Here is a 22,075-nt window from a genome sequence, read left to right as displayed (position 1 = left end):
GGCACTACCCATTCTGCTGCAGCTTCCAAAGGGGTCAGAACCCCAGCGGGGTGTCGCCCAGCACTGGTTGCAGCTGGCTGCGGAACAGGGCCTGGATGCGTTCCAGTGCCGCCTCGTCGTTGCCTTCAAAGCGCAGCACCAGCACCGGCGTGGTATTGGAGGCACGCACCAGGCCCCAGCCATCGGCGAAGTCCACGCGCAGCCCGTCGATGGTCGACAGGCGGCCACCCACATACGGGTTGTCCGGGGACTGCGCCGCCGCCACCAGCATCGCCACCAAGGCATGCGGCGTCCCGTCGGCCACCGGTACCTTCAGCTCCGGCGTGGCGACCATTTCCGGCAGCTCGCCCAGCACCTCGCCCGGCGTTTCCTCGCGCTGGGCCAGGATCTCCAGCAATCGCGCAGCGGCGTACAGACCGTCGTCGAAACCGAACCAGCGTTCCTTGAAGAAGAAGTGGCCGCTCATCTCGCCGGCCAGCTCGGCATCGGTCTCGCGCATCTTCGCCTTCATCAGCGAATGCCCGGTCTTCCACATCAGGGGGCTGCCACCGTTGCGCAACACGTGGTCGGACAGCTTGCCGGTGCACTTCACGTCGTAGATCACCATCGCGCCCGGATTGCGCATCAACACATCGGCAGCAAACAGCATCAGCAGGCGATCGGCGTAGATGATCCGGCCTTCGCCGGTCACCACGCCCAGCCGGTCGCCGTCGCCATCGAAGGCAACGCCGAGATCGGCGCCAAAGCGCTTGACCGTCTGCACCAGGTCTTCCAGGTTGGCCGGTTCGCTCGGGTCGGGATGATGGTTGGGGAAGGTGCCGTCGACATCGCAGTACAGCGGAATGACGTCGGCGCCGATCGCTTCCAGCAGCTGCGGCGCCAGTGCGCCGGCCACGCCATTGCCGGCATCGGCCACGACCTTCAGTGGGCGGTCCAGCTGCACGTCATCGGCGATGCGCTGGATGTAGTCGGCACTGACATCGCGCTGCTGGTAGTCACCGGGCTCAGCGGCCTGCACCAGGCGGCCCTCGACGATGCGCTGGTAGAGATCGGTGATGGCATCGCCGGACAGCGTCTCTCCGCCAATGACCACCTTGAAGCCGTTGTACTCGGGCGGATTGTGGCTGCCGGTGACTGCCACGCAGGTGCCGGTACGCAGATGGAAGGCGGCGTAGTACACCAGCGGGGTGGGCGCCAGGCCGATGTCGATCACCGCGCAGCCGGCACGGCGCAGGCCCTCGGCCAGCCCAGCCGTCAGCTCGGGTCCGGACAGGCGGCCATCGCGACCGATCACCACCTCGCGCAGGCCCTGCTCCAGTGCCACGGTGCCGATGGCCTGGCCGATCAGCGCCGCGGTCTTCGGTGTCAGTTCACTGCCCACCACGCCGCGGATGTCATAAGCACGGAAGATGCCGGCGGCCAGCTCTTCAGCGGGCACTGGCGGTGGCGGCGGTGGCGCGGCATCGCCACTGCCGGTCACAGCGGCCTCGGGTGGCGGCGCCTGCTGCAGGCTCTCGCTCAGGGTCGGGCCATGGTCGGCCTCGGACGCTGCGGCGCGGCGCGGCAGGGGCAGCGACTTCGGCAGTCGGTCACGTCCCACCACCAGCAACACGGCAATGAACGCCAGCAGCAACGCCACAATGGCGCTGGCCAGCGCGCCCAGGCCCAGCGGACCGGCGTCGACATTCGGCACCGACGCGACCAGCCGCAGCGGCGTGCCTGCAACCGGGCGCGCCAGGGCTTCCGCACTTTCGGACAGGCCCGCGTTGCCCTGGGTGACCAGATCGAACCCACCCTGGCGCAGGCCAAGGAAGCCGGCGGACGGCGCACGCACCTGGTCCAGCGGCGAGGTCAGCCGCAGCAGCGGCTGGCGGACATAGATCACGGCCGCCCCCAGGCTGCCCAGCTGCACCGGCGCGGCCAGGCCCAGGCGATTGCCGCCACCATCGCGGACGACGCGCAGGCTGGGTTTGCCCTCAGCCACCGCCGCTTCCAGCAGGGCCAGGCGTGCATACCCGAAGGTGGCCGGATCGGCATAGGCGTTGGCCAGATCGGCCGTCAGCACCTCGACCTGCTCAACCCCGGTCCAGCTCTCGCGCACGGCCAGCGCCGCTGCAGCGGCATCGCCGGCCTGCAGCGCCTGCTGCACGCGATCGTTCTTCAACTGCTGCTGCAGCTGCTGCAACTGGCCTGCAGCGGCCTGCTGCAGGCCCTGCACGGCCTGGTCGCGCGCTTCTTCCAGCGCCTGGCCGTTGGCCTCCTGCCGCCATTGCTGCACCGCGCTCCATCCGAACCAGCCGGCCAGCAGGATCAGCAGCACCCCCAGTAGTGGTGCACTGCGACCCAACGACCGTCCCCGCTGTCCTTCCCCGATGCCGCTCATCGATGTCCCCTGTCAACGCACCCCGGTATGGCCGAATCCACCCGTGCCCCGCACGCTGTCGGTGAAAGTATCCACCACCTGCAGGCTGACGCGGGCAATCGGAACCACCACCAGCTGCGCGATGCGATCGCCGGGCTCGATGGTGAAGGCCTCGCGGCCACGGTTCCAGACGCTGATCAGCAGCGGCCCCTGGTAGTCGGCATCGATCAGGCCGGTGCCGTTGCCCAGCACGATGCCATGCCGATGGCCCAGCCCGGAACGCGGCAGGATCACCGCGCACAGGTTCGGGTCGGCAATGTGGATGGCCAGGCCGCTGGGCACCAGCGCGGTGTCGCCCGGCTGCAGGGTCAGCGCGGTATCCAGCGCCGCGCGCAGGTCCATGCCGGCGCTGGCTTCGGTGGCGTAGGCCGGCAGCGGCCAGCTGTCGCCGAAGCGCGGATCGAGCAGCTTGACCTGCAGCGGTTGGGAAAGGGATGCCTGGGTCATGCCTGGAGTCTCCGCGCGATCAGCGCCAGCAGTTGTTCGGCCAGTTCGCGCTTGGAGGTGGCCGGGAATACCTGTTCACCGTCCTGCCAGAAGGCCGTGGCGGCATTGTTGTCGCTCTCGAAACCACCGCCACTGATGCCGACCTGGTTGGCGATCACCAGGTCCAGGCGCTTGTCGATCAGCTTGCCGCGAGCATATTTCTCCACGTCATGGGTCTCGGCGGCAAAGCCGACCACCAGCTTCAGCGACTGCGTCTGCGCGGCGACTTCGGCCAGGATGTCCGGCGTGCGCACCAGCTCGATCACCAGCGACTGGCTGTCGGCGGTCTTCTTCAGCTTCTGCGCGGCGACCTGGCGCGGGGTGTAGTCGGACACTGCGGCGGCACCGATATAGATGTCGGCGGGCAGCGACTTCAGTACGGCATCGCGCATCTGCGCGGCCGAGCGCACATCGATGCGCTGCACGCCCGGCGGCGTCGGCAGCTGTACCGGGCCACTGACCAGCACCACCTGCGCGCCCAGCGCGGCGGCGGCGGCGGCCAGGGCGAAGCCCATCTTGCCGCTGCTGCGGTTGCCGACGTAGCGCACCGGATCGATGTCTTCGTAGGTCGGGCCGGCACTGATCAGCAGGCGCAACCCCTGCAGGGCACGGGTTTCCGGCGCGGCAACCGTCGCAACGACCCCGCCATTGGTCGCCAGCGCGGCCACGATGTCGCCCGGTTCGGCCAGCCGACCGGGGCCGGATTCACCTTCGGCCAGCGGGCCATCGACCGGGCCGATCACCTGCGCACCGCGCTGGCGCAGCAGGGCGATGTTGGCCTGGGTAGCCGGATGCAGCCACATCCGGTGGTTCATTGCCGGGCAGATCGTCAGCGGTGCGGTGCTGGCCAGACACAGGGTGCTGACCAGGTCATCGGCATGGCCCTGGGCCAGCCGCGCCAGCAGATCGGCGGTACCCGGCGCGACCACGATGCGGTCGGCCCAGCGGGCCAGCTCGATGTGGCCCATGGCCTGCTCGGCGGCGCTGTCCCACAGCGTGGTGCGGGTCGGCTGCCCGGACAGGGCCTGGAAGCTGAGGGGGGTGACGAACTGCTGGGCGCCGGCGGTCATCGCCACCTGCACCTGGGCGCCCGCGTCACGCAGGCGCCGCACCAGCTCCAGGGCCTTGTAGGCCGCGATCCCGCCTCCGACGCACAACAGCAGTTTCTGGCCTTCCAGCGCGCGGGCCGGCGCGGGGGAAGCGTTGGGGGAGTCAGCCACCTGGAATTCCTGTGCAAACGAGGGCATTAGCTTACCCGATGGTCGGTAATGTCCCGGTACACGGCACACATAGCGGGCGGCTATCAGCAGATGGGACTTGCGCCACAACGCTTCCGGGGTTCAAGACACTGCGATTCGGAACTTTCCTATACCTGTTGGCCGGCCACGTTTGCAGAATCGTCAGTGGCCACCGCAGGTGTGCCGCTTCGCTTTTCGAGGATTCCGCGTGCACCCGCGCATCATCATCGCCGACGACCATCCCGTCGTCCTGCACGGCATCCGCATCGTGCTGCAGACCCATCTGATGGAGGTCGTCGGCAGCGCGCGTGACGGCGCCCAGCTGCTGCAGCTGGTCGAGCACCACGGCTGCGACGCGGTGCTGACCGACCTCTCCATGCCGGGCACCGGCCCGGATGGCCCGGAACTGATCGCTGAGCTGCGCGCACGCCACCCGGGCATGCCCGTGGTGGTGCTTACCGGCGCCCGTCACCCCGGCCTGCTCGATGGCCTGCTGCGTGAAGGTGTCAGTGGCCTGGTCGACAAGTGCGCCGATTTCGGCGAGTTGCCGCAGGCCCTGAACGCGGCCATGGCTGGGCAGGTGTTCGTCTCGCAGCAGCTGCGCGACCACCTGCAGGCGCGCGACCTGATGTTCGCGCGTGAGCCGGCGGCGCTGTCGGCCCGCGAACAGGAAGTGCTGGACCTGTTGGCCGCCGGGCTGAAAGTGAACGCCATCGCCGTCCACTGCGGCCGCAGCCCGAAAACGATCAGCCGGCAGAAGGCCGAAGCCAAGCGCAAGCTGGGGCTGCAGAACAACCAGGAGCTGTTCGCCTATCTGCAGTCGCGACGCGACTGAGGCAACAGCCTACCCGGGCGTGCGCCCTGCCCTGATGGGACGCATCACGCGCGCTGGCGATGATGCAGGCATGCCCATCCATGACTGGCCCGAGCAGGAACGTCCCCGCGAGAAGCTGATCGCCCGCGGCCCCGCCACGTTGTCCGACGCAGAGCTGCTGGCGCTGTTTCTCGGCTCCGGCTTCGGTGGACGCGACGCGGTGCAGACCGCCCGCGACCTGTTGCAGGCGCATGGCCCCCTGCGCGTGCTGCTGGACCGCCCGGCCCGCGAGCTGGCCCGGTTGCCGGGGCTGGGGCCGGCACGAAGCTGTGCCCTGGCCGCCGGCCTGGAACTGGCCCATCGCTACCTGGCCGCCGAGCTTCAGCAGGGCGAGGCGGTCGGCAACAACCCAGCCGCGGTCGGCCGCTACCTGCAGCACCGCCTGCGCGGCCAGGCCCGCGAGATCTTCATGGCGCTGTTCCTGGACAACCGCCACCGGCTGATCGCCTGCGAGGAACTGTTCCAGGGCACCATCAATGCCGCCCCGGTCTACCCCCGCGAGGTGGTGCGGCGAGCCCTGCTGCACAATGCGGCAGCGGTGATCCTCAGCCACAACCACCCCTCCGGCGACCCGGAACCCTCCGGCGCCGATACCCGGATCACCGATGAACTGCAGCAGGCGCTGGCACTGGTGGACGTACGCCTGCTGGACCACTTCGTGGTCGGCGAAGGCCGCCCCGTTTCGTTTGCTGAACGGGGCCTGCTGTCCCCGCCCCAGCCACGCCTGTTCGGCTGAGCGGGCCTGACCAGGGCCGGGCAGGTACCCCCCACAGGCATGTTCTGGTCAGCGTGGGCGCGGGTATCTGCGCTAAAATGGGCGATTCCGCCGCTCATTCTCACAGCAGGCCTCGTGAAAAATCTCCTCCGCGCCCTGATCAGCCAAGGCATCGAAGCCTTGCGCGCCAATGGCACCCTGCCCGCCGACTCCCTGCCGCCGGACTTCGTGGTCGAGCGCCCGAAGACCCGTGACCATGGCGACTTCGCCACCAACGCCGCGATGCTGCTGGCCAAGGCCGCGCGCAGCAATCCGCGCGCACTGGCTCAGGCGCTGGTCGAGGCGCTTCCGCGCAGCGAGGACGTCAGCAAGGTCGAGATCGCCGGCCCTGGCTTCATCAACTTCCACCTGGCTCCGGCTGCGTACCAGCGCGAAGCCGCGTCGGTCATCAAGGAAGCCCACGACTACGGCCGCAACCTGTCCGGCAATGGCCGCACGGTGGGCGTGGAGTACGTGTCGGCCAACCCGACCGGCCCGCTGCATGTCGGCCATGGCCGCGCGGCGGCTATCGGCGACTGCGTGGCCCGCGTGCTCGACGCCAACGGCTGGAACGCCAAGCGCGAGTTCTACTACAACGACGCCGGCGTGCAGATCGAGAACCTGGCGCTGTCGGTGCAGGCCCGCGTGAAGGGCATTGCGCCGGACCAGGAAGGCTGGCCGGAAGGCGGCTACCGCGGTGAGTACATCGCCGACGTTGCCCGCGCCTACATGGCCGGCGCCAGCGTTGACCTGGAAGGCACGCTGGTGGTCGGCGCCAAGGACCCGGACGACATGCAGGCGATCCGTCGCTTCGCCGTGGCCTACCTGCGCAACGAGCAGAACCTGGACCTGGCCGCCTTCGGCGTCGACTTCGACATCTACTTCCTGGAAAGCTCGCTGTACGCCGATGGCAAGGTCGCCGAGGCCGTGGCCAAGCTGCAGGCCTCCGGGCACACCTACGAGGAAGGCGGCGCGCTGTGGCTGCGCAGCACCGATTTCGGTGACGACAAGGACCGCGTGATGCGCAAGTCCGACGGCACCTTCACCTACTTCGTACCGGACGTGGCCTACCACCTGTCCAAGTGGCAGCGCGGCTACGAGCGCGCGATCACCGAACTGGGTGCCGATCACCACGGCTCGCTGGCGCGCGTACGCGCCGGCCTGCAGGCGCTGGAAGTGGGCATCCCGCAGGGCTGGCCGGAATACGTGCTGCACCAGATGGTCACCGTCATGCGCGGCGGCGAGGAAGTGAAGCTGTCCAAGCGTGCCGGCAGCTATTTCACCCTGCGCGACCTGATCGAGGAGGCCGGCCGCGATGCGACCCGCTGGTTCCTGATCGCGCGCAAGCCCGATTCGCAGCTGACCTTCGACATCGACCTGGCCCGCCAGCAGAGCAACGACAATCCGGTGTTCTACGTGCAGTACGCGCACGCCCGCGTCTGCAGCCTGCTGCGCCAGGCCCAGGAAAAGGGCCTTGTGTACGAGCAGGGCAATGGCCTGGCCAATCTGGGCCGCCTGGCCGACGATGCCTCGCTGGGGCTGATGAACGAGATCTCGCGGTATCCGGAAGTGGTGGAAGCGGCCGGCGTGGCGCTGGAGCCGCACCTGGTGGCGCAGTACCTGCGTGAATTGGCGCATGCCTTCCACACGTGGTATCACGGGACGCCGGTGCTGGTGGACGACGCCACCGATCGCAACGCCAAGCTGACCCTGGCCTGCGCGGCGCGCCAGGTGCTGGCCAACGGCCTCGAACTCCTGGGCGTGAGTGCCCCGGAAAAAATGTAAGCATCAGGAGACGCAGTACACATGGCAGCACGACGCGGCAAAACCCAGGCACGACGCAACAGCAGCAGCCAGGGCACCCCCGGATGGGTGTGGCTGGTGGCCGGTGTGGCGATCGCCGCCGTGGTGTTCCTGGCGGCGCCGAACCTGTTCAAGGGCGAAGGCGATGGCTTCCTGCGTGCCGGTCCGCAGCCGAACCCGAACGCGCAGCCGGCCCCGGTCGCTGATGCCGACAGCGATGTCGGCAGCCAGCCGGCCGCGCAGCCGGCCACGCCGAAGCCGGCCGAACCGGAGAAGCCCGCCGCGACGCAGTACGACTTCTACACCCTGCTGCCGGGCAAGGAAGTGGAAATGTCCGACGCCGAACTGGCCGCCAGCGCGCGCGCCGAGGATCAGCGCCGGGCCAAGGCCGAAGCGTCGCGCGCGCAGGCCGCGCTGGAGGGCAAGCCGGTACCGCCGGCCAGTACGGCCACGCCGGCACCGACCGCAACGGCCAGCGTCGCAAGCACCGCGCCGGTAACCGCGACCAACCGTCCGTTGCCGGCACCGCTGAGCGAGCGCCCGGCCGCGGCAACCCCGTCGGCCAGCACGGCGGCCGCCACTCCGGCGCCGCGCGCGGAAAGCGCGCCCGCCGCATCGGCACCGCCGGCCGCAGCTGCACCAGCGGCCGCCGACAACGCCCGCTACATCCTGCAGGCAGGAGCCTTTGGGGCTTCCGGTGACGCCGAAGCCACCAAGGCCAAGCTCGCCATGATGGGCCTGGCGGCACGCGTGGAGTCGGCGCAGATCAACGGCAAGACCGTGTACCGCGTGCGCATGGGCCCGTACGGCAGTGCCGGCGAGTTGTCCGAAGCCAAGCAGAAGCTGGATGGCACCGGCCTGCAGGCGATGGCGATCAAGGCGCAGTAAGCCTGCCGATGTGAATGAAAAAGCCGGGCAGTGCCCGGCTTTCTTGTTTCTGTAGAGTCGAGCCATGCTCGACTCTGCAAAAAGCGATACAACTCCGGTCAGCCCTCGCGGGCGACCTGGAATCCGGCAAACGACTGGCTGACCGGCATCAGCTCCAGCCGGTTGATGTTCAGGTGCGGCGGCAGGCTGGCCACCCAGAAGATCTGCTCGGCGATGTCTTCGGCGGTCATCGGGTTGGCGCCGCTGTAGAGCTTGTCCGAGGCGTTCTGGTCGCCATGGGTACGTACCACGGTGAATTCGGTTTCGGCCATGCCCGGCTCGATCGTGGTCACGCGCACGCCGGTGCCGTGCAGGTCCGAACGCAGGCCCAGCGAGAACTGGCTGACGAAGGCCTTGGTGCCACCGTAGGCGTTGCCACCCGGGTACGGGTAGACGCCGGCCACCGACGAGATGTTGATGATCGCGCCCTTGCGCTCCACCAGCTGCGGCAGCAGCCGGTGGGTCAGGGTCACCAGCGCGGTGATGTTGGTGTCGATCATCGTGGTCCAGTCCGACAGCGTGGCGCTCTGTGCCGGCGCGGTGCCCTGCGCCAGGCCAGCGTTGTTGACCAGCAGGTCGATCTCGCCAAAGGCCGGCGGCAGCGCCAGCAGGGCCGCCTCCATCGCCACCGCATCGCGGATGTCGAAGGCGGCGGCGTGCACCACGTCCTTGCCGTAGCGCTCGACCAGCGGCTGCAGGCGTTCGCTGCGGCGGCCCGTGGCGATCACTTTCCAGCCGGCCTGGGCGAAGCGGTGGACGGCGGCGGCGCCGAAGCCGGACGTGGCGCCGGTAATCAGGACAGTGCGGGTCATCAGGCAACTCCAGGGGGGAAAAACCGGACGCCCATTCTGGCATTCCCGGCCCGTCCTGAGTTGCCCGCCGTCCAGCCGTCCCCCCGGCTCAACGCACGCGAAACACTCTGGCCTTGGGCAGGTCTTCGTCGACCTGCAGGAACCAGCGCCCGGCAATTCCAGGAACAACGGCGATCTGCGGCGACTGCAACACCTTGCGCAGCTTCATCTGTCCCTTCATCACCTGCCATTGCTGACCGTTATCAAGAGTGAACAGCGTGCCGGGCTGCCAGCCTGCGACCTCTCCGACTACACGGGCACTGACCGGTTCGTCATCCAGGCCCAGATGCATTGCTGCCGGTGCCGGCACATTGGCAGGCAGCGGCGCAGCGACCGGGGCCACCGCTGCCGTCGACGCAGCGGTCGTGCTCTCTGCCTCGCGCAGTACCCGGTTCAACGCCTGCAACTGCGCTGGGCTGAGCCCGACCTCGGCCAGTTGGGATGCACTGAGGCGCCGCTCGACGGGTACGAAGCGGTCCTGGGCGAAGGCAGCGAAGCTGCCGGCGAGCAGTAGTGCGGAAAACAGATACCGGCGCATGCAAGGGTCCCAGCGAACGAGTGCTCACGATGCTGCAGTTCGATGACAGTCCGGTGACACGCCAGGGGCCGGTACAATTGGGCCATGATCAACAATGATGTCCTGCGCAGCGTGCGCTACTCCCTGGACCTGGGTGACCAGCACGTGGTCGCCCTGTGCCAGATGGCCGACCCGGCCTTTGCCGTGGATACCGGGCAGGTGAAGGCCTGGCTGCGCCGCGAGGACGAAGCCGGTTTCGAGGCGATGAACGACAGCGCGCTGGCGCACTTCCTCGACGGCCTGATCGTGCACCTGCGTGGCCGCGACGAGAGCCAGCCGCAGCGCGCAGTGGAGACCCGCATCGACAACAACCTGGTGCTGAAGAAGCTGCGCGTGGCGTTCCAGCTGCGCGACGTGGACCTGATGGAGATCTTTGCCAGCGCAGGTTTCAATGTCTCCAAGTCGGAAGTGGGCGCGCTGTTCCGCCAACCCGGGCACGCCAACTACCGGCGTTGCCTGGACCAGATGCTGCGCAACTTCCTCAAGGGCCTGAGCCTGCGCCTGCGCGGTTGAGCACGGCGTCGACGAACGCCCGCGCCGCTGGTGTCGGCAGGCGCTGCCAGACCAGGTGCACGCGCCGGGTCGGGGTCGGCTGCAGCGGAATCTGCACCACGCCCTGAAACCCATCGGCGATCAATGCCGGCACGATGCCGACCGCCAACCCATGGCGGACGAAGCGCTCGACCAGTTCCATCAGGTTGACCTCGAAACGGACCGTGTGCGGCAGTCCGGCTGCGGCAAAAGCATCATCGGTCTGCCGGCGTGCGCCGGTGCCGCGCGGGAAGTCGACCAGTGCTTCATCCTGCAGTGCGGCCAATGGCAGCCGCTTGCGCCCGGCCAGCCGGTGCGATGGCGCCAGTACCGCCACCAGATCCTCCTCCTGCAGCACCTGATGGCAGACACCGTACAGCGCTGCCGAAGGCGCCAGGCCGACCAGTGCCACATCCAGCGCGCGCGACTGTACCTGCGCGATCAGGTCCTCGCTCTTGTCCACGCGCAACTGGAACTCCACCTGCGGGTGCACGCGCTGGAAGGCCGCCAGCATCGCCACAACGTCGATTCCGGTCAGCGAGGAAATCTGCCCGATGGCCAGCAACCCACGCACTTCGCCACTGACGGCGGCCACGTCGGCGCGCAGGTGGCGCAGGCTGGCCAGCACCTGGCGTGCGTGCACCAGCAACGCCTCGCCGGCGGCGGTGGCCCGCACCTGGCGCGGCAGGCGCTCGAACAGCGTGGCACCCAGCTCCTGTTCAAGATGGGCGATCTGGTGGCTGAGCGCGGACTGCACCACGTGGCAGCGCTCGGCGGCACGGGTGAAATTGCCCTCCTCGGCCAGCGCCACGGCGAACTCGAGCTGCTTGAGGTTCATACAACTATCTTGTTTTCAGATGGCATGGATGATGATGATTCATTTCCATCATGCTCGCAGCAGGCGGACACTGTGCCCCCCGCTTCCTGGAACATCGCGTGAGCCCGTCCCTTCCCCCTCTGCACCGTTGGCAGGTGCTGCTGATGTCGGTCGCCACCGGCGTGGCCGTGGCCAGCAACTACTACGCGCAACCGCTGCTGCACACCATCGCCGACGCCTTCGGCGTGCGGTTCGGCCAGGTCGGCATGGTGGTTACCGCCGCGCAGCTGAGCTATGCCGCCGGCTTGATCCTGCTGGTGCCGCTGGGTGACCTGTTCGAACGCCGCCGCCTGATCGTGGTGATGAGCCTGCTGTCGGCGGGCGGACTGGTGATCAGTGCCTGCGCACCGTCGCTGACCTGGTTGCTGGTGGGCACCGCGATCACCGGCCTGTTTTCGGTGGTGGCCCAGGTGCTGGTGCCGTTCGCCGCCACGCTGGCCGCGCCGGAACATCGTGGCCGCGTGGTCGGAACATTGATGAGTGGCCTGCTGCTGGGCATCCTGCTGGCGCGCACCGTGGCCGGCCTGCTTTCCAGCCTGGGCGACTGGCGCCTGGTGTACGCGATCGCCGCTGCCACCCTGGTGCTGACCGCACTGGCATTGCAGCGCGGCCTGCCGCGATTCCACCACAGCGCCGGCCTTGGCTATTTCGCATTGCTGCGCTCCATCGGCGAGCTGTTCGTGCGGGAACCGGTGCTGCGCCAGCGCACGCTGCTGGGAGCCTGCAGCTTCGCCATGTTCGCGATCTTCTGGACCCCGCTCGCATTCCTGCTGGCACAACCGCCGTACGCCTACAGCGACGCCACCATCGGCCTGTTCGGGCTGGTCGGTGCGGCCGGCACGCTGGCGGCGGGTCTGGCTGGTCGCATGTCCGACCGTGGCCAGACCGGACGTGCCACCGCCATTGCACTGGCGCTGTTGCTGCTGTCGTGGCTGCCACTGGGGCTGTCGGCCCACTCGCTGCTGGCGCTGCTGGTCGGCGTGGTGGTGCTGGACCTGGCCGCGCAGCTGCTGCATGTCAGCAACCAGAACCTGATCTATGCGCTGCAGCCTGCGGCACGCAACCGCCTCAATGCCGGCTACATGACCGGCTATTTCATCGGCGGCTCGCTGGGCTCGCTGCTGTCTGCACAGGTCTACCAGCGCTTCGGCTGGACCGGTGTCTGCGTGGCCGGTGCCGCCGTGGCCGTGCTGGCCCTGCTGCTGTGGCTGCCCGGCGCGCTGCGTGCGCGCCAGGCGGCATCGTCGAATTAGAAACTGCCCTGCAGCGCCAGCTCCCAGCGTCCACCGGCGTTACCCGGGAACAGGCGCTTGGCCGCACTGTCGGTGTCGTGCACGGTGGCACGCAGCTCCCATGCAGGGGCCAGCGTGGCAATGGCACTGAGCTGGCCATGCAGGTAGTCCGGGCCCTGCGCGGTGGCCAGCCAGTACTGGCCCACCGCCGCTTCCAGGCGGACGCGTTCGTGCAGCGGCATACGCACACCCAGCTGGGCATAGGTGCCGCGATGGCCACCGGCCAGTGCATCGCTGGAATGGGCGACCTGCAGCCAGGCACGCTGCTTCCAGGTCAACGTGGTGTTGAGTTCGGTCCAGTCCAGCGTGCGGCCGGTGCCCGGGTACACGTAGCGGGTCAGGTTCGCATCCAGGTTCCAGGCCGGCGCCAGTGCGCCGGACCAGCCGGCCACCAGGTCGAACTCGCTGCGCGCACCATTGTCCGGTTTGAACGAAACGTTCGAACCCCACACGCTGGCGTACCATCCCGACGGGATCGAGACCTTCGCGCCGGCCTGCACTGCCGGGTCGCCATCGCTCTGCGAGCTGCCACGCCACACGTAGTCGCTGGTCAATGCAGCACTGCCACTGGCCTGCACCTGTGCCTGCGCGCTGCCGATCCCGAGCAGCCCTGCCAGGGCGGCCACCAGCGCCGCCATCGTCTCCTTGCTGTTCACTGCACTGTGTTCCTCGTCGAAGGCGGTCGCGCCGCCGGGACGGCAGTGTCGGGGGCGCCGCCGTAACGGATCGAGGGCGCTGCCCGGCCTGCGGCGCAAATTCGGCGTAAATCCCGTGGATGGAGGCTACGTGCCAGCCGCGCGGTATCATGGCGCCTTGTTTCCAGGAACCAACCACGTGGACGCCATCCTGACCCCGGTATCGATCGGCGAGCTGATCGACAAGATCACCATTCTCGAGATCAAGGCCGAGCGCATCGACGATGCTGCCAAGCTGGCCAACGTGCGCACCGAACTGGATGGCCTGTTGCCCTTGCTGCAGCAGCAGCTGCAGGCGCAGCCGGCATTGGACGCGCTGAAGCAGCAGCTGAAGGCGATCAACGAGCGCATGTGGGACATCCAGGACCAGCTGCGCGACAAGGAAGCGGCCCAGGTGTTCGACGATGCATTCATCCAGCTGGCACGCGGTGTCTATGGCACCAATGGCGAGCGCGTGCAGGTGAAGAACGAGATCAACCGCGTGGCCGGTTCGGCGCTGGTGGAAGAGAAGCAGTACCAGGGCGAGTAAGGCCGCTCAGCCGCATTCGAGCAGGTGGCGGAAGCGGAACAGGTCACCATCCCCGCGGATGCCGAGCTTGCGGTAGGCCGACGTCTTCTGCGAGCTGATGGTGCTGGCCGAGCGCCCTGAGCGCAGGGCCATTTCACTGGTGCTGACGCCCTTCAGCACCAACCCGAGCACTTCACGCTCGCGCTGGCTCAGCGGCGTCAGCACCGGTGCAGATACCCGGCGTGTGCGTGGCAGCTTCAGCTCCTCGCGTAGTTCCGGTGGCACGAAGCGCCCTCCGCGAGCGACCACGTCAATGGCGCGCAGCAACGTCTCCGGTGGCATCGACTTGGACAGGAAGCCGCGCGCGCCGGCTCGCATCGCGGTGGTCACCGTACTGGCGTTGCAGTGCGCCGAGAGCACCAGCACCGGCAGCGCCGGCCAGCGCTGCGACAGCACGCGCAGCAGGGCCAATCCATCGCCCAGGTCGCCCATCGGCAGCGCATCGATCAGCAGCAGGTCGACACACCTCGGGCTGCGCTCCAGCAGCTGCAGCAGGTTCGCCTCGTTGGACAGGCTCACGCGCACCTGCACACCACTGTGTTGGCGGAGCAGAACTTCCACGCCCAACCGAAGTACCGGGTGCGGATCCAGCAGCGCCAGGCGTCGTGGCCGATCAGGCCGCAGGGGCGGGAGTGTCGGTGGCATCGCGGCCTGTCCAGGCAACATGGAACATCCACCGTAGGCCGGTGCCCGCAGCGGCGGAATCCAATTCCTTGCAATGCTCGGCCCGCATGCGCCACCAGTCAGACGGCATTTTGTTTCGCGCCGCCACAAACGCAACAGGCCCGGCAAGAGCCGGGCCTGTCGAGACGCCTCCAGCGCGCAGGCGCGCCGGAACAGCAGTTACCAGCTGAAGCGCGGGCCGACGGTGTATTCCTTGTCGCCGTCTCGGTTCATCTTCAGTTCGCCGTTCAGGCCCCAGTTCTGGTTCAGCTTGACCTGGCCACCCAGGCGGCCGTACCACTGGCCTTCCGGATTCACGCCGTGCTTCTTTGCGTAGTCTTCGTAGCCAACCATGCCGTAGACCTCGGCGTGGGCGCCGAAGGCAGTGCGGATACCGGCTTCAGCGCTGTAGCCGTTGAAGTCCAGGCCATGCTTCTGGTCGAGCTTCTGGTAGGCAACGCGGGCAACGAAGTCGGTGCTCGGAGCGATTTCAACGTTGTAGCCTGCACCGATCTTCCACTGGTCCAGCTTGACGTTGGTGTGGTCGAATTCCTGACGGCTGTACTCACCGAAAGCGTGGAAGTTCGGCAGGAAGCCGTACGAACCCTTCACACCCCAACCGTCGGACTTGAACGCGTCGTTGTCGGTCTTGGCGTAGTTGGCTTCGGCGTAGTTGTAGGACAGGTTCTCAGCAGCCGAGGCGGTGAACGGCAGGGCAGCGGCCAGGGCCAGAGCAATCAGCGAATTCTTCATGGGGGTACACCTTTACTTTCTTATGGTGTGCAGCAGCGCCAGGGCGCCATCGCATCGGGAATGTAAATTCTCCGTTATTCGCCACAACGCTCCCTGAAAACAGCAGCCTTCGCATTGCTGAATTTTTTGGCTTGATTCAGGCTGTATCTGGCATACGCGCGCGGCGCGCGTGCATTCGAGTTCCGCTGACCCTTGCAACAGGAGGTTGCCTTGCACGTGCCTGCCCCGCTGCGGTTCCCGCTCTGCGCTGTCGTCCTCGCCTTCATCGACGGGTGTTCCACTGTATCGGCTCAGCCACTGCAGCCTTCTGATTACCAGCGCGCCGAGCGCGTGCACGACAGCCACCTGCGCGGTGCATTGCGCAATGCCTCGGTCGTGCCGAACTGGCTGGCCGATGGCCGCTTCTGGTATGAGCGCGAGGATGCACGCGGTCGACGCCAGGCGGTACTGGTCGACCCGCTACAGGCAACTGGCGAGGTCCTGTTCGAGCCCGCCGCACTGGACAGCGCGGTGGCGCCCTTCGGTGCCAGCGGGCCACGCCTGCGACTGGCCAGCGTGCAGGCAACCGACGATGGCCTGCGCCTGCGATTCAGCGGCGAGGCGCCGATCGATTGCCGGTGGCCGCGCTGGCAATGCGCGCCGTCGCAGGATGCGATGCCGCCGGCAGATGCGTTGCTTTCGCCCGCTGGCGATGCCTGGCTGCAGGTGCGCGACCACAATCTGTGGCTGCAGTCGCCCGGAACGGCGGCACGGGCACTGACCACCGGCGGCGAACCCGGTCATGGTTATGGCGTACTGCCGGACTTCACCCTCCGCGGCATTCCGCGCCGCCAGGGCCGGATGCCGGTGCGGCCGTTTGCGGTCGGCTGGTCACCGGATGGCCGCTACGTGGCCGGCATCCGCTACGACGAGCGTGCGCTGCAGGACTACCCCTATCTGGAAAGCACGCCGGCCAACAGCGCGCGCCCACGCGTGCACACCGTGAAGCTGGGGGTACTGGGCGATGCACAGCAGGTGCGCGACAGCCTGTACATCGTCGATGTACGCAGCGGCCGGCAGCAGGACATCACCCTGCCCGAGGGCTGGAACATCCTGAGCGAGGCGGGCATCCTGGGCTGGGACGGTGGCCGGTTGTACGCCGCGATGGCGCACTTCGGCATGCCACGGCGCCTGCGCCTGGTAGAGATCGACGCCGGCAGCGGTGCGCTGCGCACCGTGCTGGAGGAGTCCAGTGATACCCGCCTGCAGCTCAACGTGTATTCCTACAACCGGCCAGCGGTGGCAATCCTGCCCGGCCGGGACACCGCCGTGTGGTTCTCGCAGCGCGATGGCTGGGGCCATCTGTACCGGGTGCGCCTGTCCGACGGCAAGGTGATGGGCCAGCTCACAGGCGGCCGGTGGGCGGTGCGGGACCTGCTCGGCGTGGACAGCGCAGGCGATTGGGCATACTTCAGTGCCGGCGGTGTCGAGGGCGGCGATCCCTACGTGCGTGGCCTGTACCGGGTACCGCTGCACGGCGGAGCGGTGCAGCGCCTGGCCGCCGATGGCGACGACCACCTGGTTGATGCGGGCACCGGCATGCTGTTCGGTGGACGTGCACCGCAAGCGCTCTCACCCGGCGGTGGCTACCTGGTGGATACGGTGTCCAGCCTCACGCAGCCGCCACGCACGGTGCTGCGCGCCAGCGACGATGGCCGCGAAGTGATGGTGCTGGAGGCTGCGGATACGCAGGCGGTCGTCACTGCTGGCTGGCGGCCGCCACGGCGCGAGCGGCTGCTGGCCGCCGACGGGCGCACGCCGATCTTCGCCACCATCTACCTGCCCCGCGACTATCGCGATGACGGCAGCTTCCCGGTGATCGACGCGATGTACGGCGGTGCTTTCATCAGCAATGCGCCGGTCACCTATGCCGAAGCGGTCTCGGCGCAGAACCCGGTATCCCGCGCCAGCCTCGCCGAGCTCGGCTTCGTGGTGGTCAGCATCGATGCCCGCGGCACCGGCGGCCGCGACAAGGCATTCCATGACAGCAGCTTCCTGCACGGCGCCGATGTACAGCTCGATGACCATGTGGCCGCACTGCGCCAGTTGGGCGAACGCTACCAGGGTATCGACCTGCAGCGGGTCGGCATCTATGGGCATTCGTTCGGCGGCTACAGCGCGGCGCGTGCCCTGCTGCGCTACCCCGCGTTCTACAGGGTGGCCGTGGCCTCGGCCGGCAGCCACAATTTCCAGGGCATGTACGGCGGCGCCCTGCACGGCATGGACCGGCTGTTCGGTGGCGTGGTGCCAGCTACAGCCATGGCCGATGGCGTGCCGGCCCCCTTTGCCGGTCTCGACAATGCGGCGCTGGCCAGCAACCTGCGCGGGCATCTGCTGCTGGTCTATGGCGAACTGGACGAGAACGCGCCACCCGCGCTGACCCTGCAGCTGGCCGCGGCCCTGAACAAGGCCCAGCGTCGCTACGACCTGCTGTACCTGGCTCGACAGGACCACGAACTGTTCCGCAACGACGCCACCTATACGCACCGCATGTGGGACTACTTCGTGCGCCACCTGGCCGGCCAGCAGCCACCGGATACGGCGCTGGCCCCGCTCCCGGGTGGCCCGGGCTGAACAGGCGTACACGGGATGTCGATCCCCGCCGCGCTGGTTCGTCGTGTACTTGAAGGCCGTGCATGTGGCACGGTCCATCCGGAGGCTGGCAATGAGCTACATCGATGGTTTCGTCCTGGCGGTTCCCACCGCCAACAAGGAGAAGTTCCTCGCCCATGCACGCACAGGAGATCCGGTCTTCATCGAGTACGGCGCACTGCGCGTGGTGGAGTGCTGGGGCGATGACGTGCCGCACGGCAAGACCACCGATTTCTTCGGCGCGGTGAAAGCCACGCCGGACGAGACGGTGGTGTTTTCCTGGATCGAATGGCCCGACAAATCGACCCGCGACGCCGGTATGAAGAAGATGATGGAAGACCCGCGGTTTGATCCAACGAAGAATCCGATGCCGTTTGACGGTGCGCGGATGATCTACGGCGGCTTCGTGCCGATCTACGAGCTGACCCGCTGAACCCGGCGGACGTGCTCAGCGCGCGTCCGTTTCATCGCTGGCAGCGGCATGGCCGGCGCCCAGTGCGGCGCCGGCACCGAGGCCCATGCCGCCCATGCCAGCGCCCATTCCGCCGCCCCCACCTCCGCCACCACCCGCACGTCCGCCCTTGGCATCGCCATCGTTGCGCCCCTTGCCGCCACCACTGGCAGCGGGGCGGGTCGGCCCCTGCGGCGGAATCCGCAGGTCGGGAGGAATCGGCGCCAGGTCCAGCGCTTCGCGCACGAAGTCGCGCAGCGAGACCACCAGTTCGTGGGTATGCACCGGTCGCCCCTGTGCCAGTTCGTTGGCAGCGCGCGCGGCCAGCCGCACCTGTTCGTCGGTGCCCAGCAACAGGATGTCCGAGAGCGCGGCCTCGACCGCATCGCGGATGCGGCGCGTTCGATCTGAACGCGGTTCGGCGATGCCTTCGGCCGCTTCGCGCTGGCGCAGATCACGGCGATGGCTGGGATCCACGCCCAGTTCACCAGTGAATGAACCGCCCAGGGTCTTGTAGGCCGCCATCAGTGTGCGCAGCCGCTCGTTGATCTGCCGGTTCTCGCGCTCGCGACGCTGCTGCAGGGTCTGCATCACCAGCAGGCGGATGCCCACGCCCAGCAGGGTGATCAGGACCAGGCCGGCCAACGTGGACAGCACGCCCTGCCAGGAACTGAAATCGATACCGCGCATGCTGGGGCTCCGGCGGGAAGAATCTGCATCTTGCCCCAGACCGCGCCCCGAAAACGCGAAAGACCCCACCACCCGGTGGGCGGCAGGGCCTTCGGTCACGGCGCGATTACTTGCGCTTGGCGACCTTGCGCACGGCCTTGGCCGGGGCCTTCCTCGCAACAGCCTTCTTGGCCGGAGCCTTCTTGGCGGCGACCTTCTTCAGCGGTGCAGCCTTCTTGGCGACGACCTTCTTGGTCGAAGCGACCTTCTTGCCGACAGCCTTCTTGGCAGCAGTGGTCTTCCTGGCAACGGCCTTCTTGGCGACGGCAGCCTTCTTGCCGACAACCTTCTTGGCGGCGGCGGTCTTCTTGGTGGCGACCTTCCTGGTGGCGGCAACCTTCTTGCCGACAACCTTCTTCGCAGCCACTGCCTTCTTGCCGGCAACCTTCTTGGCGGCGACGGTCTTCTTGGCCACAGCCTTCTTGGCGGTGGCGACCTTCTTGCCAACCACCTTCTTGGCGGCCGTGGTCTTCTTGGCAACGGTCTTCTTCGCGACAGCAGCCTTCTTGGTGGCGGCCTTCTTCACGGTGGCGACCTTCTTGCCGGCAGCCTTGGTGGCGGCCTTGGTGGTCTTCTTGGCAGCGGCGGCCTTCTTGGTCACGGCCTTGCCCGCAGCCGCCTTCTTCTTCGCCACTTCCTTCTTCAGGGCAGCAGCTTCGGCCTTGGCGTTCTTCTTGGCCGCTTCCAGCTTCTTCTTGGCGTTGGCAACTGTCTTGCCAACCGACTTGGCAGCCTTCTCGGCCTTCTTGGCAACGGTCTTCTCGACCTTGGCCACGGCCTTCTTGGCCTTGGCAACGCGGGTACCGGCAGCCTTGCTGGCGCGCTTGACGGTCTTCTTGACCGACTTCACTGCGTCTTCGGCGGCGTGGGCGATGGTCTCGCCGACGTTGGTGGCGGTTTCTTTCACGTTCTCGACAGCGTCGGTCACGACCGACACACCATTACCGTTGCTCATGTTGCCCTCCTGCGGGCCTTAAGTATCAAAACGGGGCGATGCTATACCGACATTGACGATCGTGGAACGGGGCATGTGCCAGCAATCGCATCTGTTGCGACGCCGATGGTGTACGCAGCAGCCCCCGTTGCCACCTGCGGTTCGCAGCAAACCCCTTTTTTTCAGTACTGCGCCACGCGAACCCAGCATTGTCTGGCCGTCGTCGCGCGCACATGCACGGACGCAGCGTCCGGCATCCGTCGTGGCGCGTTGCGGCACCCGCCTGCGCGGAACTGCGCAAGTATCCGCCTGTGCCAGTGCGGCGCGCGTTGGCCTTGAGTGGCGCACCCATCACCTGCCCGGGTGTCACCACAACCGCGCTTTTGGCCCCCGCGCTCCCACCTTCGAGGCCCCCGTTTTCATGGCGCATTTATCCAGATCGCGACACACTCATTCAGCTTGTTTTACCGTAGGCCCGAACAGCCCCCACCCACGCCAGCGAACCGACTCCCATGCGACCGCTTCCCACCCTGCTCACGCTCGCAATCGCCGCCGCCTTCGGTGGCTTCGTTGCCACCGGCATCAATGCCCACCTGGACAACCGTGCCGACGCCGCGCCGCTGCCGGCGGTCCTGCCGACCACCGCAGCGTTGCCGGCCTCGGTGGCCGGACAGGCGGTACCGTCACTGGCACCGATGCTGGAGAAGGCGATGCCGGCGGTGGTCAGCGTCAACACCAAGCAGGTGGTTCGCGTACGCAATCCCTTCTTCAACGACCCGTTCTTCCGCCGCCTGTTCCCGGACATCCCGCAGGAACGCATCAACGAATCGCTCGGCTCCGGCGTGATCATCGACGCCAAGGAAGGTCTGGTACTGACCAACCACCATGTCATCGAGAACGCCGATGACGTGCAGGTGACACTGGCCGACGGGCGCACGGTCAAGGCCCAGTTCCTGGGTTCGGACCGCGATACCGACATCGCCCTGATCCGCATTCCGGCGCAGAACCTCACCGACATCAAGCTGGGCAACAGCGACCAGCTGCGGGTCGGCGACTTCGTCGTGGCCATCGGCAACCCGTTCGGCTTCAGCCAGACAGTCACGTCCGGCATCGTCTCGGCGGTGGGCCGCAGCGGCATCCGCGGGCTGGGCTACCAGAACTTCATCCAGACCGATGCGTCGATCAATCCCGGCAATTCCGGTGGTGCACTGGTCGACCTGCAGGGGCAGCTGGTCGGCATCAATACCGCCAGCTTCAACCCGCAGGGCAGCATGGCCGGCAACATCGGCCTGGGCCTGGCGATTCCATCGAACCTGGCGCGCAGCGTGGTCGACCAGCTGGTCAAGCACGGCGTGGTGGTGCGCGGCACGCTGGGGGTGGAAAGCCAGAACCTGACCGCGCAGATTGCGCAGGGACTGGGCCTGGCCGAAACACGCGGTGCGCTGATCACCCGCGTGCTGGCCGGCTCGGCCGCTGCCGCAGCCGGGCTGAAGCCGGGCGACGTGGTGGTCTCGGCCAACGGCCAACGCGTGGACAGCGCCGAAGCCCTGCACAACGTGGAAGGCCTGGCCGCCGTCGGCAGCCCGATGACGCTGGACGTCCGCCGCGAAGGCAAGCCCGTGCAGATCAAGGCAACGCTGAAGGAACAGGCACGTGCGGTCACCGGCGAGAGCCTGGACCCGCGGCTGACCGGCGCCACCTTCGTCGACCTGCCCGAGTCGCTGCGGCAGTCGGGGGTCGGCGGCGTGCTGGTCAGCGAGGTCAAGCGCGGCAGCCGCGCGGCCAGCAACGGCCTGCAGCAGGGCGACATCATCACCGACGCCACCGTGGGTGAATTCGCCGACCTGGCCAGCTGGCGTGCCAATTTCCAGCAACGCCCGCCGACCCTGGTGGTGCGCGTGCTGCGCAACAATGGCCAGCAGCAGGGCCAGCTCGTGATGCGCTGATCGCCCTGCCGTAACACCCCCTATACCCCGGCAATGCTATTGCTGTCAGTCCAGGTCGGCACCGCCGACGCCC

General features: G+C 67.7%; 21 protein-coding genes. 10 read left to right on the top strand and 11 right to left on the bottom strand.

Features of this window, described 5'->3' with window-relative positions:
- Positions 1-34: 34 nt before the first annotated feature.
- The 3 genes from ACS0OT_RS01380 to coaBC are packed head-to-tail and all read right to left on the bottom strand — an operon-like array spanning position 35 to position 4,155.
- Positions 35-2,383 (bottom strand): phosphomannomutase/phosphoglucomutase, encoded by a 2,349-nt coding sequence (locus ACS0OT_RS01380; RefSeq protein WP_164093409.1) that lies wholly within the window; start codon positions 2,381-2,383, stop codon positions 35-37.
- Positions 2,384-2,395: 12 nt separating this feature from the next.
- A complete protein-coding gene (gene dut / locus ACS0OT_RS01375; protein WP_005420510.1) occupies positions 2,396-2,869 on the bottom strand; it encodes a dUTP diphosphatase in 474 nt (157 codons plus the stop codon).
- The gene (gene coaBC / locus ACS0OT_RS01370; protein WP_005420512.1) at positions 2,866-4,155 is read right to left on the bottom strand and encodes a bifunctional phosphopantothenoylcysteine decarboxylase/phosphopantothenate--cysteine ligase CoaBC; all 1,290 of its coding nucleotides are present in this window, start codon (positions 4,153-4,155) and stop codon (positions 2,866-2,868) included. Before coaBC ends, dut begins: the two co-directional genes overlap by 4 nt.
- A 199-nt stretch (positions 4,156-4,354) precedes the next feature.
- Here coaBC and ACS0OT_RS01365 point away from each other — a divergent pair, with 199 nt between their 5' ends.
- The 4 genes from ACS0OT_RS01365 to ACS0OT_RS01350 all read left to right on the top strand — a co-directional run bounded on the left by ACS0OT_RS01365 (position 4,355) and on the right by ACS0OT_RS01350 (position 8,465).
- Positions 4,355-4,981 carry a response regulator transcription factor gene (locus ACS0OT_RS01365; protein WP_061478747.1) on the top strand — a complete coding sequence of 209 codons (627 nt, stop codon included), beginning with the start codon at positions 4,355-4,357 and terminating at the stop codon, positions 4,979-4,981.
- Between the two features lie 70 nt (positions 4,982-5,051).
- Complete coding sequence (gene radC / locus ACS0OT_RS01360; RefSeq protein WP_014035697.1) at positions 5,052-5,756, top strand: RadC family protein; 705 nt, start codon at positions 5,052-5,054, stop codon at positions 5,754-5,756.
- 114 nt (positions 5,757-5,870) lie between these two features.
- Positions 5,871-7,559 carry an arginine--tRNA ligase gene (gene argS, locus ACS0OT_RS01355; protein WP_005420518.1) on the top strand — a complete coding sequence of 563 codons (1,689 nt, stop codon included), beginning with the start codon at positions 5,871-5,873 and terminating at the stop codon, positions 7,557-7,559.
- A gap of 21 nt (positions 7,560-7,580) precedes the next feature.
- The gene (locus tag ACS0OT_RS01350) at positions 7,581-8,465 is read left to right on the top strand and encodes an SPOR domain-containing protein (protein ID WP_065185647.1); all 885 of its coding nucleotides are present in this window, start codon (positions 7,581-7,583) and stop codon (positions 8,463-8,465) included.
- A 98-nt stretch (positions 8,466-8,563) separates the two neighbouring features.
- Here ACS0OT_RS01350 and ACS0OT_RS01345 read toward each other — a convergent pair whose 3' ends face one another.
- Together ACS0OT_RS01345 and ACS0OT_RS01340 are read right to left on the bottom strand one after the other, a co-directional pair.
- Positions 8,564-9,316 (bottom strand): SDR family NAD(P)-dependent oxidoreductase, encoded by a 753-nt coding sequence (locus ACS0OT_RS01345; protein WP_005420523.1) that lies wholly within the window; start codon positions 9,314-9,316, stop codon positions 8,564-8,566.
- A gap of 88 nt (positions 9,317-9,404) precedes the next feature.
- Positions 9,405-9,893, bottom strand: coding sequence for a hypothetical protein (locus ACS0OT_RS01340; RefSeq protein WP_005420525.1), 489 nt, complete (start codon positions 9,891-9,893; stop codon positions 9,405-9,407).
- An 84-nt stretch (positions 9,894-9,977) separates the two neighbouring features.
- On the opposite strand from ACS0OT_RS01340, the gene ACS0OT_RS01335 reads away from it, so the two are divergent.
- Complete coding sequence (locus ACS0OT_RS01335; RefSeq protein ID WP_005420526.1) at positions 9,978-10,445, top strand: DUF1456 family protein; 468 nt, start codon at positions 9,978-9,980, stop codon at positions 10,443-10,445.
- Here ACS0OT_RS01335 and ACS0OT_RS01330 read toward each other — a convergent pair.
- Positions 10,414-11,301, bottom strand: coding sequence for a LysR family transcriptional regulator (locus ACS0OT_RS01330; RefSeq protein WP_065178999.1), 888 nt, complete (start codon positions 11,299-11,301; stop codon positions 10,414-10,416). The two genes, ACS0OT_RS01335 and ACS0OT_RS01330, sit on opposite strands and share 32 nt — an antisense overlap.
- 143 nt (positions 11,302-11,444) lie before the next feature.
- Here ACS0OT_RS01330 and ACS0OT_RS01325 point away from each other — a divergent pair, with 143 nt between their 5' ends.
- The gene (locus ACS0OT_RS01325) at positions 11,445-12,593 is read left to right on the top strand and encodes an MFS transporter (protein ID WP_331250382.1); all 1,149 of its coding nucleotides are present in this window, start codon (positions 11,445-11,447) and stop codon (positions 12,591-12,593) included.
- Here the strand turns inward: ACS0OT_RS01325 and ACS0OT_RS01320 are convergent.
- Positions 12,590-13,288, bottom strand: coding sequence for a TorF family putative porin (locus ACS0OT_RS01320; RefSeq protein WP_262220099.1), 699 nt, complete (start codon positions 13,286-13,288; stop codon positions 12,590-12,592). The two genes, ACS0OT_RS01325 and ACS0OT_RS01320, sit on opposite strands and share 4 nt — an antisense overlap.
- Before the next feature lie 178 nt (positions 13,289-13,466).
- Here ACS0OT_RS01320 and ACS0OT_RS01315 point away from each other — a divergent pair, with 178 nt between their 5' ends.
- Positions 13,467-13,856, top strand: a complete 390-nt coding sequence (locus tag ACS0OT_RS01315; protein WP_049414316.1) for a DUF6165 family protein — start codon at positions 13,467-13,469, stop codon at positions 13,854-13,856.
- Positions 13,857-13,862: 6 nt separating this feature from the next.
- Here the strand turns inward: ACS0OT_RS01315 and ACS0OT_RS01310 are convergent, their stop codons facing one another.
- Together ACS0OT_RS01310 and ACS0OT_RS01305 are read right to left on the bottom strand one after the other, a co-directional pair.
- Positions 13,863-14,540 (bottom strand): response regulator transcription factor, encoded by a 678-nt coding sequence (locus tag ACS0OT_RS01310; protein WP_065178996.1) that lies wholly within the window; start codon positions 14,538-14,540, stop codon positions 13,863-13,865.
- A gap of 198 nt (positions 14,541-14,738) precedes the next feature.
- Positions 14,739-15,311, bottom strand: a complete 573-nt coding sequence (locus ACS0OT_RS01305; protein ID WP_065178995.1) for an OmpO family porin — start codon at positions 15,309-15,311, stop codon at positions 14,739-14,741.
- Between the two features lie 210 nt (positions 15,312-15,521).
- Here ACS0OT_RS01305 and ACS0OT_RS01300 point away from each other — a divergent pair, with 210 nt between their 5' ends.
- Together ACS0OT_RS01300 and ACS0OT_RS01295 are read left to right on the top strand one after the other, a co-directional pair.
- Entirely contained in the window at positions 15,522-17,924 is a 2,403-nt protein-coding gene (locus ACS0OT_RS01300) for a S9 family peptidase (protein ID WP_188239495.1), read from the top strand.
- A 91-nt stretch (positions 17,925-18,015) separates the two neighbouring features.
- Positions 18,016-18,375 (top strand): DUF1428 domain-containing protein, encoded by a 360-nt coding sequence (locus ACS0OT_RS01295; protein WP_005420538.1) that lies wholly within the window; start codon positions 18,016-18,018, stop codon positions 18,373-18,375.
- A 15-nt stretch (positions 18,376-18,390) separates the two neighbouring features.
- On the opposite strand, the gene ACS0OT_RS01290 is transcribed toward ACS0OT_RS01295, so the two are convergent.
- The gene (locus ACS0OT_RS01290; RefSeq protein WP_065178993.1) at positions 18,391-19,083 is read right to left on the bottom strand and encodes a hypothetical protein; all 693 of its coding nucleotides are present in this window, start codon (positions 19,081-19,083) and stop codon (positions 18,391-18,393) included.
- Positions 19,084-19,189: 106 nt separating this feature from the next.
- On the bottom strand, positions 19,190-20,077 hold the full coding sequence (locus ACS0OT_RS01285) for a histone (protein WP_065178992.1): 888 nt from the start codon (positions 20,075-20,077) through the stop codon (positions 19,190-19,192).
- A gap of 491 nt (positions 20,078-20,568) precedes the next feature.
- Here ACS0OT_RS01285 and ACS0OT_RS01280 point away from each other — a divergent pair, with 491 nt between their 5' ends.
- Entirely contained in the window at positions 20,569-22,002 is a 1,434-nt protein-coding gene (locus ACS0OT_RS01280) for a Do family serine endopeptidase (protein ID WP_005420544.1), read from the top strand.
- Positions 22,003-22,075: the final 73 nt, after the last annotated feature.

It is taken from the genome of Stenotrophomonas maltophilia group sp. RY12688, from assembly GCF_052149045.1.
Taxonomy (GTDB): Bacteria; Pseudomonadota; Gammaproteobacteria; order Xanthomonadales; family Xanthomonadaceae; genus Stenotrophomonas; species Stenotrophomonas sepilia.
This window is presented reverse-complemented; position numbering and strand designations above follow the sequence as displayed.

What these genes read in the sequence shown, in the direction of transcription:
- ACS0OT_RS01325 (WP_331250382.1), top strand. Translation starts at nt 11,445, where the DNA reads ATGTCGGTCGCCACCGGCGTGGCCGTGGCCAGCAACTACTACGCGCAA.
- ACS0OT_RS01290 (WP_065178993.1), bottom strand. Translation starts at nt 19,083, where the DNA reads ATGCGCGGTATCGATTTCAGTTCCTGGCAGGGCGTGCTGTCCACGTTG.
- ACS0OT_RS01295 (WP_005420538.1), top strand. Translation starts at nt 18,016, where the DNA reads ATGAGCTACATCGATGGTTTCGTCCTGGCGGTTCCCACCGCCAACAAG.
- ACS0OT_RS01345 (WP_005420523.1), bottom strand. Translation starts at nt 9,316, where the DNA reads ATGACCCGCACTGTCCTGATTACCGGCGCCACGTCCGGCTTCGGCGCC.
- ACS0OT_RS01280 (WP_005420544.1), top strand. Translation starts at nt 20,569, where the DNA reads ATGCGACCGCTTCCCACCCTGCTCACGCTCGCAATCGCCGCCGCCTTC.
- ACS0OT_RS01310 (WP_065178996.1), bottom strand. Translation starts at nt 14,540, where the DNA reads ATGCCACCGACACTCCCGCCCCTGCGGCCTGATCGGCCACGACGCCTG.
- ACS0OT_RS01330 (WP_065178999.1), bottom strand. Translation starts at nt 11,301, where the DNA reads ATGAACCTCAAGCAGCTCGAGTTCGCCGTGGCGCTGGCCGAGGAGGGC.
- ACS0OT_RS01335 (WP_005420526.1), top strand. Translation starts at nt 9,978, where the DNA reads ATGATCAACAATGATGTCCTGCGCAGCGTGCGCTACTCCCTGGACCTG.
- ACS0OT_RS01380 (WP_164093409.1), bottom strand. Translation starts at nt 2,383, where the DNA reads ATGAGCGGCATCGGGGAAGGACAGCGGGGACGGTCGTTGGGTCGCAGT.
- coaBC (WP_005420512.1), bottom strand. Translation starts at nt 4,155, where the DNA reads ATGCCCTCGTTTGCACAGGAATTCCAGGTGGCTGACTCCCCCAACGCT.
- ACS0OT_RS01340 (WP_005420525.1), bottom strand. Translation starts at nt 9,893, where the DNA reads ATGCGCCGGTATCTGTTTTCCGCACTACTGCTCGCCGGCAGCTTCGCT.
- ACS0OT_RS01305 (WP_065178995.1), bottom strand. Translation starts at nt 15,311, where the DNA reads ATGAAGAATTCGCTGATTGCTCTGGCCCTGGCCGCTGCCCTGCCGTTC.
- ACS0OT_RS01350 (WP_065185647.1), top strand. Translation starts at nt 7,581, where the DNA reads ATGGCAGCACGACGCGGCAAAACCCAGGCACGACGCAACAGCAGCAGC.
- ACS0OT_RS01285 (WP_065178992.1), bottom strand. Translation starts at nt 20,077, where the DNA reads ATGAGCAACGGTAATGGTGTGTCGGTCGTGACCGACGCTGTCGAGAAC.
- radC (WP_014035697.1), top strand. Translation starts at nt 5,052, where the DNA reads ATGCCCATCCATGACTGGCCCGAGCAGGAACGTCCCCGCGAGAAGCTG.
- dut (WP_005420510.1), bottom strand. Translation starts at nt 2,869, where the DNA reads ATGACCCAGGCATCCCTTTCCCAACCGCTGCAGGTCAAGCTGCTCGAT.